Source organism: Roseovarius sp. BRH_c41 (assembly GCF_000961715.1).
Taxonomy (GTDB): domain Bacteria; phylum Pseudomonadota; class Alphaproteobacteria; order Rhodobacterales; family Rhodobacteraceae; genus Roseovarius.
Map to the genome: position 1 here is coordinate 107,167 of NZ_LADY01000060.1, position 12,659 is coordinate 119,825.

Consider the following 12,659-nt stretch of genomic DNA (forward strand, 5'->3'; position numbering starts at 1 on the left):
GAACACGGAATTTTCTCATTGAAATTCATCGCATTGCCGCAACGCAGCAGGTCCGTGGACGGCGTCGCAAGCCGTAACTGGGTTCCGTACGATACTGGTCATCATCCAACACTTGATGAGCCAGGGAGGAAACCAGCCAATGAAGTGCACCAAATTGGTCGACGCGGGGCGTCGACAGTTCATGAGAGGCGGCATGATGGCCACGGCAGGCGCCGTTGCGGCCACCGTCATGACGCCGGAACAAGCCAAGGCACAGGCGCTTGCCCGTGTCGATTATCCGGCCAACCGACTTGCCAATATCGCCGATCTGACAGTGAACGAACCGATGGACGTGGCCTATCCTGACGCCGACAGCCCCGGTGTGCTGCTCAAGCTCGGACAGGCGGTCGAGGGCGGGGTCGGGCCGGACAGCGACATCGTGGCGTTTTCGGTCCTGTGCCCGCACAAGGGCTGGCTGATGAGCTACGCCGCCGAGGACAAGACGCTCAACTGTCCCGGGCATCATTCGCGGTTCGATTGCGAATCTGGCGGCCAGCAAATCTGGGGCCACGCCACCAGCAACCTCGCCCAGTTCCTGCTGAGCGTGGACGACAACGGTGACATCCATGCGAACGGCGTAGACGAGTTGATCTACGGCCGCTTGTCCAACGTGCTCTGAGGGAGAGAGATAAATGGCTTACAAAAGACAGATCGACCGTCTGCCGATCATCCCCGCGGACGCTGACGAATTCAACGTGACCTGCCACTACTGCATCGTTGGCTGCGGCTACAAGGCGTACACTTGGCCGATGAACCGTCAGGGCGGCACGGCGTCAAGCCAGAACAAGTTCGGCGTGGACCTGAGCGAACAGCAATATCAGGAAACCGAGGCGTGGTATGCCCCATCGATGTACAACGTCGTCCGCCAGAACGGTCGAGATGTGCATCTGGTGGTTAAGCCTGATACGAATTGCGTCGTCAACTCGGGCCTCGGGTCCATCCGCGGCGCACGCATGGCGGAAAACCGGCCTTCTAAAGTGACCGGCACGCAACAGCAGCGCCTGTCTGACCCCTTGGTCTGGCGCAATGGCGTCTGGCAGCCGACGTCCTGGGACGATGCGCTCGACCTCGTGGCGCGGGTCACGGCCAAGGTCGTCCTGCAGGGTTCGGAGGACGACATCGTTGTCTCGATGTTCGACCATGGCGGCAGCGCCGGCGGTTACGAAAACACCTGGGGTACCGGCAAGCTCTACTTCGAGAGCATGAAGATCAAGAACTGCCGCATCCACAACCGCCCCGCCTATAACTCCGAGGTCCATTCCTCGCGTGACATGGGCGTGGACGAATTGAACTACGCCTATGAAGACTACGAGCTGACCGACACGATCTTCATGGTCGGCGCAAACTCGATGGAGACCCAGACCAATCTTTACCTGAACCACATGGTCAAGGGCCTGCAGGGTGGCGCGAAGATGATCGTCGTCGATCCGCGTCGGACGCTGACCATCGCGTCGTCCGAGCAATATGCCGGGCCGGAAAACGTGCTGCACCTTGCAATCGCCGAGGGCACGGACATGGTCCTGTTCAACGCACTGCTGACGCATATTGTCGATCAGGACTGGATCGATGCGGACTTCATCGCCGCTTCGACCTTTCAGAGTGGCGAAGCGGTCGCGCAGGACGAGGCGCACCCCGCGGGTCTGGGCAGTCTGGACTACGCGATGCAGACCTGCCGCACCTCGCTTGACGAGGCCGCGGAAATCTGCGGCGTGCCAGCTGCCGACATCCAGAAGGCTGCCGAATGGATCGCGCAGCCCCACGAGGACGGCAGCCGCCGCAAATGTGTGACCTGCTATGAAAAGGGCATCATCTGGGGTAACGACAACTATCGCACCATCGGGGCCTTGGTGAACATCGCGCTGGCGACTGGCAATATCGGCCGCGAAGGCGGTGGCGCCTGCCGTCTTGGTGGCCACCAGGAGGGGTATTTCCGCCCGGCCGACGGCCATGTGGGGCGCCCGGCCGAGTATGTCGACCAGTTCCTGATCCGTGGCCTGGGCGGCGTGCATCACATCTGGGCCTGTGACCACTACAAGACGACGCTGAACGCCTCCGAATACAAGCGTGTTCACAAGAGGCGTTCGGATATGGTCAAGGATGCAATCGACATGGCCGCGGGTGGCACCCGCGAACAGGTCGTCGATGCCATCGTCTCGGCGATCAATGCGGGCGGTCTCTTCGTGGTGGACGTGGACATCATCCACAGCCAGATCGGCCAGAATGCCCATGTCATCCTGCCCGCCTGCGAAGCGAGCGAGATGAACCTCACCTCGATGAACGGCGAGCGACGTCTGCGGTTGTCCGAAAAGTACATGGACCCTTTCGGCAACTCTCTGCCCGATGCGCTCATCGCGGCGAGGATGGCCCAACACATGGAGCGTGTGCTGCGCGAGATGGGCGAAGACGCCTATGCCGACCAGTTCCAAGGCTATGACTGGGAGACCGAAGAAGACGCCTTCATGGACGGCTATGGCGCTGCTCATACGGCGGTGACCTACGAGCGTTTGCGCGAAGCTGGAAACAACGGCGTGCAGGAACCGGTCACGGGCTATGAGAATGGCCAGCTTGTCGGCACGACGCGCCTTTATACCGATGGCGTGTTCACACGGCACGGCCGCGAGGACGGCAAGGCGCTGTTCTGCGCGGCGGGTTGGCGTGGATGGCAGGCTCCGGGCAAGGCGCGCGAACAGGCAGCGCACCGGTTCTGGATCAACAACGTCCGCGCCAACATCTTCTGGCAGAACCAGTTCCTCGACCAGAACAACGATTTCGTGCAGGACCGCTATCCGCACCCGTTCGTCGAAATGCATCCGGATGACATGGTCGACCTAGGGCTGAACCCCGGCGACCTGCTCGAGATCATCAACGACAACGGGGTGACGCAAGGCATGGCTTACCCGATGCCGACGCTCAAGCAAAACACGGTGGCGATGGTGTTTGGCTCGCCCGCGGGTAGCCAAGGTAACGTCGTGAACGCTGGCGTGAACGAACTGGTGCTGCCGGATTACAAGCACTGCTGGGGCGACATCCGCAAGATCTCGGATGCGACGGCCCAGACACGGAACATCTCGTTCAAGTCACACGAGATCATGCTCTGAGACATGAGATGCGGGTCCGCTCCGGATACCGGGGCGGGCCCTTTCCTTGGGCGGGGAAACGGTTCTGTTGCAAATTTTCAGATGATTTGAGAGTAGGCTTGCGCTGGACATAATTATGCTGCGAGCTGAGCAAACTGCTGGAATGCGGTCGCGCCTTTGGCTTTGAATTGGCCCTTGCGGATCAAGTGCGTGGTCTCGATGCCCTCGAGCGTGGCCGAGGCGGGATGAAACGCTTTGAAGCCGAGGGTGCGCTCGGTGACGCCCTTGATAAACGGATGATCCTGCTCGAGGATATTGTTCAGGTATTTGACCTGCAGGATCTTGATGCTCTGCCCTGTTCCAGTGCATTTCAGGATCACGTTCACAGCCTCCAACCCCGCCAGATTGGCACCGCTTTTATTGATGACGACACGGTCGGGGACGCCGTTGGTGCCAATTGCGCGCCGGAAGAAGCGCCGTGCCGCTGGCTTGTCACGGCGCTCTGCCCGACAAGACCTGGTTGTGGAGTCGTTCTTTCGCCTCCCAAGAATGCATAATCCAACGCTTCTTTTCCGTGTGGTCATTGCCAAACAACTGAGCCCAAACTGGCGGGCTGCTGTCAAGGCAGTGTGTCCGCAGACACGCTCACAGGGTGAGCTCGTAGCTTGTGCTGCGGCCACCAGCCTCGCCTTTGCGAAGAAGCCCCAGATCCAGCAATGCCGCGATATCGCGGTTCGCGGTGTCTTGAGAGCACTTTGCGATGGTCGCCCATTTGGACGATGTCATCTTGCCCTCGAAACCGTCAAGCAGTCGGTTCAGAATCTTGATCTGGCGCTCGTTCAGCGCCAGCGCTGCGGCGCGTTCCCAGAACTGGGCCTTGGCGATGACTGCTGCCAAGACACCATCGGCGCCATGGATTGCCCGGCGTAGGCAGGCAAGAAACCAGGTCAGCCAATCCGTCACATCCGTCGGGCCCTTCTGGGTGCGCTCCAGCTCATCATAATAGTCTGACCGCTCGATCCGGATCTGCGCCGACATGCTGTAGAAACGCCGCGGGCTGGCCTCGGATCGCGCAAGCGCCAGATCAGCGATGGCGCGGGCGATGCGGCCGTTGCCATCCTCGAACGGGTGGATCGTCACGAACCACAGATGCGCCAGAGCCGCCTTGATCACCGGATCGGTGGCCAAAGGTGCGTTGAACCATGTAAGGAAGACGTCCATTTCCGCGGCGATCCTGTCGGCCGGAGGGGCCGCGAAATGCACGCGCTCTCGGCCGATCGGTCCCGACACTACCTGCATCGGCCCCGAACTGTCGTCGCGCCAATCACCGACGCGGATCCGTGTCATGCCGCTGCGTCCGGTGGGGAACAGGGCGGCATGCCAGCCGAACAGACGCTCCGCCGTCAAGGGTGCGGTGTAGTTCCTGGTCGCATCCAGCATCACCTCGACGATGCCCTCGACGTTGCGGTCGATCGGGGGCAGGGCCCCGATATCGATACCAAGGCGTCGTGCGAGCGATGACCGGACTTGTGTGGCGTCCAGCGCCTCGCCTTCGATCTCGCTGGTCTTGAGCACATCCTGTGTGAGCGTCTGCAGCACTGCTTCTTCGCGCAGCTTGAACCCAAGGGATTCCATCCGGCCAATCAGGCGGCCCTGATCGTGCCGCACTGCCGCCAGCGGTGTCGCGATGCTGCTGTCGCGCCAGGTCAGTGTCGGCCAGTCTGGCCTCTCCCAGATGTACATCGCAAACTCCGCGCTATATGCGGCGATTATGCAGTTCATTCGCCGCATCCGCAAGATTTAACTCCGCAAAAAGTGCGGAGATTGGCGCGGCTATTCTCCGCATGAGGTCTTTGAACAACGGCCGAGCTTGATCGGAAGCCATCACTGGCTAAAAATGGCATGGACTTCGTTCATGCGAATTCCCTCAGCCATTTCCATCTGTGGTGCCACATGTACATGGATCAGCGCACTTCGAACGTTCATCGTCTTTTGGCTGATCATGTTCGCAGCCCCTCCCTCCGTCACATTCGTGATCCGCATTTTCTGACTAAGCTTGCCTTGCAGATCGTGAAGTCTGAATTGATGCGGTGGATGCCCCCACCGGCCGGCATCGTATACCATGACGTGTGTGGATGCCCCCTGTTTGGCAAGCGTTATCTTCGATTTTCGGCGGGGTCTTCGATCGGACGTGTGTCAGGCCTCTGAGTGTGGCCTTTCATGACGCCACGGGCCGGTATGCTGTTCGGAAGGCTGGGGTCACATCGATTTAGAGAGCTGTCAGCGCTCGTGCCCCGGGTCTGAATTTTCCTGCCTTGAACTTCGAAGTCCGTATCGCGTACTCCTCGACGATCGCTCACCCTAGCCTTGCGGCCATGTCGTGCCCTTTCCCCTTTCAGTTTCAGGTCACGCCATTCGATAATTCTCCTGCTTTGTTGTAACTGCCCAGATCATCCGGGCCATCTTGTTTGCTAAGGCAACGGCAGCAACCTCTTCGGCTTGCGCGCGACAAGTGCGGCCAGCCTGTTTGGACCGGGCCTGCGGGGGGGCGCCGTTGGCGTAGTCTGGAATCTGAGAGGAGGCTTGTCATGCGGCCTGCTTCCGTGGTGTTGCCCGCGACATCGGTTTTTGGCCCCGCGGAAGATCTCGATGATGCGCCTGGGGCCGTAGCAACAGGGGCACGGTTCGCGCAGGGTGAGTGGGATGATCTCGGCGTCGGGTCCCGACTCGGCGGTCTGTTCGGGGTGCTGGATGTGGTCACGGGTTGGCTGAAGAACAGGTTACTGAAGCCTGCCTCGATCACAGTGGCACCGTCCAGCGCGCCCTCGACATCGCCATCGTTGCGCAGGCGGCTGTTGCGAAACTCGTCTGTCCGGGCGTCGGTCAGTTCCTGCCACATCTCGGCGGAACTGGCGGGATAGGCGGGGGCACCTGCCCGGTGGTCCGGCCGCGATCAGCGTGGTGCCATACCTCATGAAGAGCTCGAACACCGCCTAGCCAGGTCTGGAAATGTTCGCGATCGGTCGGCGCATGCATTCGACCGGCTTCTGCAAGCATCGTCTTCTATGTATGCTGTTGAGCTCCTTGAAGTCAGTGATTATCCGACTGCTCAAGAAAATCAACAAAGTGTTGGGTCGGGAGGCGCAGGTTTTCGGATGCCCAGACAGCCTCCGTGACCATTACGTCGTCAATGTCAGAGATCGGCAAGGGCACCAAACCGCCAGTGGCGAAGTCGTAGATGCTTTCGGTCAAGATGGTGATGCCCATTCCGCAGGACACAAGACCAAGAATTCCAACGGAGTTGAAAGCCTCCTGCACGATGCGCGGCTGAAAGCCAGCCTTGCGGCAATGCGGAAAGAGATAGTCGTAGAAATGCGCCCAGGCTTCGGTCGGCCCATGCACGAAATCCTCATCAGCCAATTCGGCCAGCTCAACAGAGGAACGCGATGCCAGGCGATGGCCTTCCGGCACGATGCAGATCGGACGGTCGGTCTGCACTACGCGGCTGCGAAACCCTGGTTGTCGCACCGGCCCGGTAACAAATCCAATATCGAGCTTGTCGTCCCTCAACTGCTGAAGTTGTGCGGTAGTAACCCCGTGATGCGGGCGCACGGTGATGCCGGGGTGCCTTTGATGAAACTGCTTGAGCAATTCGGGCAGTGCATCGGCGATGGCGAAATCAGTATAGCCCACCCGCAGCGCACCGGCCTCGCCGATGCTGACCCGGCGCGTCAGGTCGATGGTGGCCTCCACTCCGTTTAGTACGCGCTGACCGCCCTCGCGAAAGGCACGGCCCGCATCGGTCAGGCGGACGAAGTTCTGTGAACGGTCGAACAGCGTGACGTGCAACTCCGCCTCGAGGTGCTGGATCGTGCGGGTGAGGGCAGGTTGCGATATGTGAAGATGTTCCGAGGCGCGTCGGAAATTCAGGTCCTCGGCGAGGACCAGAAAATAGCGGATATGGCGCAGACCAATTTTCATGATACCTTTTATGCATTAGAAACTAATCAATTGATATTATACTTGCAGGTCCGGCCCGGCTACCCTGACCGGATAACAAAAACAAAAATTCCACATGCAACCGGGAGCGATCATGTCACATTCACCCTTTCAGATCTTCGCCGGGCCCTTTGCGGCCCTGACCCTCGTCGCGGGCACGGCCTCGGCGCAAGATGTCACTATCAATCTCGGCTATGCGGCCTCCGAGACCAGCACCTATGCCGTGCTCGCCGACAAGTTCGAGGAACTGGTCGAGGAATATACCGAAGGCAGCGTCGACGTGAAGGTGCGCTGCTGTGGTCAGCTCATGGGCGAGGACGAGGCATTCAAGGCGATGCAGCTTGGAACCGTGGACATGTTCGTTATCACCGGTAACAACATCTCGCCGCATTTTCCGCTGATGGATGCGTTCGTTCTGCCCTACATCTTTCAAAACAAGGAGCATGCTTACCGCGTGCTCGAAGGTGAGGTCGGGCGCGATTTCGCCGCGCAGCTTCAGGCGGCGACAAACGTGCATCTGCTGACCTACGGTTTTGTCGGGGATCGCGATTTCTACAATTCCAGAAGTCCGATCACCTCGGTGGAGGACATGGAGGGGCTGAAGGTGCGTGTCCCAAAAAACCAGGTGATGATCGACACCTACGAGGAATTCGGCGCGGCACCCATTCCGCTGCCCTGGGCCGATACGCCGACTGCGCTTCAGACCGGCACGGTGGAAGGGGCGGATAACGGCACCTCCTTCATCAAATCGCAGAAGTTCTACGAGATCATGCCCTATTTCACGGTTCTGGAGCATTTCACCTATTTCTCACCGCTCTTTGCCAGCGACCGCGTGATGAATAAGCTCGATGAGGCGCAGCGCGACGCGGTGATGCGGGCGGCCGCCGAGGCGGGTGTTTATCACCGCAAGGAAATGGCAGAGCAGACCGACGAAATCCGCGTCTTCCTGACTGGCGAGGGCGGCATGGAAACAACCGAAGTCGACCTCTCTGGCTTTATCGAGGCGGGCCTGCGTGTGCAGGATCGCTATGCCGCCGACAAGGGGGATGCCTTCATAGCCCTTGTGGAAGCTATCCGCGCCGAGGTCGAGTAACCCTTTCTGAGCCACCGCACGGGGGCAGCGCTCCTCCGTGCCATTTGACACCTTCAGGGTGGAGGCGGGACCATTGCTTTCCAAGCTAGACAGGTATTTCGAAGAGGTGATCTGTACGATCTGCCTGACGGTTGTGGTGGGGTCTGTCCTGCTTCAGGTCATCTTGCGCTACTTCTTTTCGACCGCCGCCGCCTGGGCCGAAGAGACGGCCGTCTACGGCATGATCTTCGCGGTCTATCTCGGGGCCACGATGGCGGTCCGCGAACGCGCGCACATCCGCATCACCCTGTTGGTCAGCCGCCTGCCGCGTGCCTTGCAGGTAGGGGCCGTGGTGTTGGCCGATACGCTCTGGGCCGGCTTCGTGATCTTCATGATCGTGCAGACCACGATCTACACGCAGCTTCTGTTCAACGTCACCTATATGACCCCAGGCCTAGGGATCGAGCAGCGATGGGTGCAGATGATCATCCCCATGGCCTTTGGCCTGATGCTGTTTCGCATCTTTCAGGTCTATTGGCGGTGGGGGCGTGACGGCTGGAAGGATCTGCCGCTATGAATGGCCCCCTTGTCATGGCTGCGGTCTTCGTCTTTGCGATGGCGATCGGCGTGCCCATTCCCTTCGCCGCCGGGCTGGCCACGGTCGCGGGCCTGCTGATCGCGGACATTCCCCTCACCCTGATGGCGCAGGCGGCCTGGACAGCGTTCGAGCCGTTTCCGCTGGTGACCATCCCGCTCTTCATCCTTGCGGGGCAGTTGATGGAACAGGGCGGCATGTCGGAAAAGCTGGTCACCATCGCAAAGCGCCTTGTGGGCGCCTACAAGGGCGGCATGGGGCTGGTGACGGTGGTGGCCTGCATGTTCTTCGCCGCGCTCTCGGGGTCGGGCCCCGCGACCACCGCCGCTATCGGCTCGATAACCATTCCGGCGATGCAGAGGGAAGGTTATCGCTCGCGCTTTGCCGGGGCCATCGCCGCTTCGGCGGGCGCACTCGGCAGCATGATCCCGCCCTCCAATCTCTTAATCATTTTTGCGCTGGTCACCGATGTTTCCATCCCGCGGCTCTTTCTGGCGGGAATCCTGCCGGGTCTTATCCTGGGGCTGATGCTGATGGTCGTGGTTTTCGTCATCTCGTGGAAGAACGGCTATGGCGGCACCGAAGAGCGGTTTCGCTGGGGCCCGCTGCTCTGGGCGTTATGGGATGGCAAATGGGCGGTTTTCGCACCGATCCTGATCCTCGGCGGCATCTATGCCGGCATCTTCACCCCGTCCGAGGCGGCGGCGGTGGCAGTTGCCTATGGTCTCTTCGTCGGGCTTTTCGTCTACAAGGGCCTGACATGGGCCAAGCTGCTACACGCGTTCAAGTTCACCGCCATCGTCATCGGCACGGTGCTGTTTATCCTCGGCTCCACCAAGGCGTTCGGCCAATTGGTGACGATCTTCGACATTCCCAGCGATATCCTCGCGCTGTTTCAGGGGCTGATCGCCTATCCGTGGATGATCATGCTGTTCATCGGGATCTTCTACATCCTCGTCGGCATGTGGCTGGAGAGCATTCCGCAGATCATCATCTTCACCGCCGTGTTCTTTCCGCTCGTGACCAGCCTCGGCATCGACCCGGTGGTGTTCGGCATCTTCACCGTGATGACCTGCGAGATCGGCTTTCTGACACCCCCCATCGGCGTCAATCTCTTCGTCGCAGCTCGGATCAGCAAAATCTCGATCGAGGATATATCAGTCGGGGTGCTGCCGCTGCTCATCCCCTACATGCTGATGATCCTGCTTCTCGTCTTTTTCTCGGACTGGGTCACCTGGCTCCCCGATCTCGTCTACGGCCCGCAACTGAGGTAAGCGCATGAATGAAGTCCCCCTAACCGGCTATACCGACCGTCTCTCGGCGCGGCCGGGCGAAGATATCGCCTTCAAGGTCTCGTCGACCAGTGGTGGCCGCTATCGCGCACGACTGGCCAGGTCGATCTGCGCCGATCCGAACCCAGTGGGCATGGGCATCACCGAAGTGGATGCAAGCGCATGGTTCGCACCGCGCGATCTGCCAGCCCGGCATCAGCCGTTCTTTCCCGGTTCCTACGGCCATAGCGACGCAGCAATCACGCTGCCCGCTCAGGGCAACGTCACTCTGTCTGCCACGATCCAACCCACGTACCTCAATGGAGGTGATCAGGCGGTTCTGTCCTGCGGTCCACTGACAATGGGGCTCGATGCAGAGGGCTGCCTTTTCGTAACAGCGGGGGCGGCGCGGGTCACGTCACCGGTGCCCCTGCCACCGCATCGCTGGTCGCAGATCGAGGCGCGATTGACGGATGGTCACGCGACGCTTGTCCAGACGGTTCTTGGACACCACAGCCGCGAGACGCATGAGGCAAGCGGTGCGCTGTCTCGCGCCGCGATCACGGCCCCTGTCGTCCTTGCCGCAGGTTTGGCTGATACCCGGGCGACAGAGTTCTTCAACGGCAAGATCGAGGCCCCGGCCATCGTAGGCCCGGAAGGAATGATCGCGGCCTGGGATCTGGCGCTCGCGATTTCGTCGGCCCATGTGCCCGCCCTGACCGGACCGGCGTTGCAGCTTGTCAACTTTCCCACCCGTGCGATGACCGGCTCGGACTGGGACGCCTCCGAAATGTGCTGGCGGCACAAGCCCGCGCATTACGGCGCTATCCATTTCCACGAGGACGATATCTATGATTTCGGCTGGCAGACCGATTTCACCCTGACCGTACCCGATGACATGCCGTCGGGCGTCTATGTCATGCACATCGAAGGCGATCATGGCAGCGACGCCTTACCGTTCTATGTCTGTCCACCTAAGGGCATGCGGCGCGCCGATCTCTGCGTGTTGATCCCGACCTTAACCTATGTGGTCTACGGCAACCATGCCCGGCCCGATTACGACCCGGCATGGCAGAGCCGCATGCGCGATTGGGGCGCCTATCCGTATAATCCGGCGGAATATCGTGAGTATGGCCTGTCAACCTACAACACCCATTCCGACGGGTCGGGCATCTGCCACGCCTCGCACCGGCGGCCGCTGTTCAATTTCCGGCCTGGTTTCGTTACCTTCGGGGCTACTACCTGCTCGGGCCTGCGGCATTTCCCGGCTGACAGCCACCTGATCAGCTGGCTGCATGCCAAGGGCATGGAGTATGATATCATTACCGACCACGAGTTGCATGCCGAAGGGGCTGAGGTTCTGGCCGGGTACAAGGCCGTCACCACCACCACCCACCCCGAATACCACACCGCCGAGACTCTGGACGCACTGCGCGATTATCGCGATTCGGGTGGCAATCTGCTCTATCTGGGGGGCAACGGCTTCTACTGGCGCATCGCCCGGCATGCCGAGAATGACAGCCTGCTCGAAATCCGCCGAGCCGAGGACGGCATCCGCGCATGGGCGGCGGAACCGGGCGAGTATTACAACGCCTTCGATGGCACCTACGGGGGCCTTTGGCGGCGCAGCGGGCGGGCACCGCAGGCCCTCGTCGGGATCGGCTTTGCCGCGCAGGGCGAGTTTCACGGTGCGCCTTATCAGCGGATGTGCTTCGATCCGAGGTTCGACTGGCTCTTTGAGGGCGTAACCGATGATCTGTTCGGCGATTACGGGTTCAGCGGCAACGGTGCCGCAGGCTTCGAGCTTGACCATGTCGATCATCGCATCGGCTCGCCGCAGGACCACGTTTTGCTGGCACGCTCCGCAGGCGACAATCAGGCCTTCATGCTGGTCCCCGAAGAGCAGCTTACCCACCTGACGAACCTGACCGGCGGGCCGGAGGAAGACGCCAAACACGCAGATCTGATCTATTTCGACCTGCCAAAAGGCGGATCGGTCTTTTCGGTCGGATCGATCACCTTTTGCGGCAGCTTGCCGTGGAACGGGTTCGACAATGATGTCTCGCGACTGTTGGACAATTTTCTGCGCTGCAAATTGGCGCTGCAGTAAACTCGAGTTATCCGAGTTCAAGAAGGCTCGGGAAGAGAGCCGCAATTTCTGCGCTCGCAAACGTCAATTTTTCCACAATATGGGCGATTTCCGGTCATTCGCGGCACCCAATTAGACCAAGCTAGAGCGCAGCAAAGCAACCATTCAAAGTCCGAGAGGCACGACCACGATGCTGCGGTTTGGACCAAAGTCTGCTACGCGCAGGAAGCGGAGTTTGCAAAGGCATGGTTGGTTCATGACAGCCAACCTTCGAGCCAATTGCGGTGAATGCCAGTAGTGAGCCCATTTTGACTGAGTTGGAGGTGCGGGCCCTGCAGTTACAACGGCGAAGTAGCTGGGGTGCCAGATAAAAACCTGCCCTCGGCCGACCCTCATTCCAACCACATTGCTTGACTGGTATCCCTCGCAAATGGGCCTGCCGGGTGGAAACCCATGTTCAAAACAAGGTCCATGACGGAAACGAGATCAGTCTGGACGAGCAAGTGCATTTGCCACG

Annotated in this window: 9 protein-coding genes and 1 pseudogene; 7 read left to right on the forward strand and 3 right to left on the reverse strand. The window is 60.2% G+C overall.

What is annotated here, in order from left to right; genetic code table 11:
* The first annotated feature begins 139 nt into the window (after positions 1 to 139).
* Together VR71_RS18965 and VR71_RS18970 are read left to right on the forward strand one after the other, a co-directional pair.
* Entirely contained in the window at positions 140 to 658 is a 519-nt protein-coding gene (locus VR71_RS18965; protein WP_045686170.1) for an arsenate reductase (azurin) small subunit, read from the forward strand.
* A 13-nt stretch (positions 659 to 671) separates the two neighbouring features.
* Entirely contained in the window at positions 672 to 3,137 is a 2,466-nt protein-coding gene (locus VR71_RS18970; protein ID WP_045686171.1) for an arsenate reductase (azurin) large subunit, read from the forward strand.
* Positions 3,138 to 3,250: 113 nt separating this feature from the next.
* Here VR71_RS18970 and VR71_RS18975 read toward each other — a convergent pair.
* Positions 3,251 to 3,622: pseudogene (locus VR71_RS18975) on the reverse strand (DDE-type integrase/transposase/recombinase); the annotation flags it as partial.
* A 139-nt stretch (positions 3,623 to 3,761) separates the two neighbouring features.
* Complete coding sequence (locus VR71_RS18980; RefSeq protein WP_045686172.1) at positions 3,762 to 4,859, reverse strand: Fic family protein; 1,098 nt, start codon at positions 4,857 to 4,859, stop codon at positions 3,762 to 3,764.
* 845 nt (positions 4,860 to 5,704) lie between these two features.
* Here VR71_RS18980 and VR71_RS25595 point away from each other — a divergent pair.
* Positions 5,705 to 6,037 (forward strand): hypothetical protein, encoded by a 333-nt coding sequence (locus tag VR71_RS25595; protein WP_045686173.1) that lies wholly within the window; start codon positions 5,705 to 5,707, stop codon positions 6,035 to 6,037.
* A gap of 169 nt (positions 6,038 to 6,206) precedes the next feature.
* Here the strand turns inward: VR71_RS25595 and VR71_RS18990 are convergent, their stop codons facing one another.
* The gene (locus VR71_RS18990; RefSeq protein ID WP_009817408.1) at positions 6,207 to 7,097 is read right to left on the reverse strand and encodes a LysR family transcriptional regulator; all 891 of its coding nucleotides are present in this window, start codon (positions 7,095 to 7,097) and stop codon (positions 6,207 to 6,209) included.
* Between the two features lie 112 nt (positions 7,098 to 7,209).
* On the opposite strand from VR71_RS18990, the gene VR71_RS18995 reads away from it, so the two are divergent.
* From VR71_RS18995 to VR71_RS19010, 4 genes are all read left to right on the forward strand, one after another.
* Positions 7,210 to 8,208, forward strand: a complete 999-nt coding sequence (locus VR71_RS18995) for a TRAP transporter substrate-binding protein (RefSeq protein ID WP_296430614.1) — start codon at positions 7,210 to 7,212, stop codon at positions 8,206 to 8,208.
* Between the two features lie 73 nt (positions 8,209 to 8,281).
* A complete protein-coding gene (locus VR71_RS19000) occupies positions 8,282 to 8,764 on the forward strand; it encodes a TRAP transporter small permease (protein ID WP_045686209.1) in 483 nt (160 codons plus the stop codon).
* Positions 8,761 to 10,056 (forward strand): TRAP transporter large permease, encoded by a 1,296-nt coding sequence (locus VR71_RS19005; protein ID WP_045686175.1) that lies wholly within the window; start codon positions 8,761 to 8,763, stop codon positions 10,054 to 10,056. The genes VR71_RS19000 and VR71_RS19005 overlap by 4 nt, the downstream gene beginning before the upstream one ends.
* A gap of 4 nt (positions 10,057 to 10,060) precedes the next feature.
* Positions 10,061 to 12,163, forward strand: a complete 2,103-nt coding sequence (locus tag VR71_RS19010; RefSeq protein WP_045686176.1) for a N,N-dimethylformamidase beta subunit family domain-containing protein — start codon at positions 10,061 to 10,063, stop codon at positions 12,161 to 12,163.
* Positions 12,164 to 12,659: the final 496 nt, after the last annotated feature.

What these genes read in the sequence shown, in the direction of transcription:
- VR71_RS18990 (WP_009817408.1), bottom strand. Translation starts at nt 7,097, where the DNA reads ATGAAAATTGGTCTGCGCCATATCCGCTATTTTCTGGTCCTCGCCGAG.
- VR71_RS18995 (WP_296430614.1), top strand. Translation starts at nt 7,210, where the DNA reads ATGTCACATTCACCCTTTCAGATCTTCGCCGGGCCCTTTGCGGCCCTG.
- VR71_RS18965 (WP_045686170.1), top strand. Translation starts at nt 140, where the DNA reads ATGAAGTGCACCAAATTGGTCGACGCGGGGCGTCGACAGTTCATGAGA.
- VR71_RS19010 (WP_045686176.1), top strand. Translation starts at nt 10,061, where the DNA reads ATGAATGAAGTCCCCCTAACCGGCTATACCGACCGTCTCTCGGCGCGG.
- VR71_RS25595 (WP_045686173.1), top strand. Translation starts at nt 5,705, where the DNA reads ATGCGGCCTGCTTCCGTGGTGTTGCCCGCGACATCGGTTTTTGGCCCC.
- VR71_RS18980 (WP_045686172.1), bottom strand. Translation starts at nt 4,859, where the DNA reads ATGTACATCTGGGAGAGGCCAGACTGGCCGACACTGACCTGGCGCGAC.
- VR71_RS18970 (WP_045686171.1), top strand. Translation starts at nt 672, where the DNA reads ATGGCTTACAAAAGACAGATCGACCGTCTGCCGATCATCCCCGCGGAC.
- VR71_RS19005 (WP_045686175.1), top strand. Translation starts at nt 8,761, where the DNA reads ATGAATGGCCCCCTTGTCATGGCTGCGGTCTTCGTCTTTGCGATGGCG.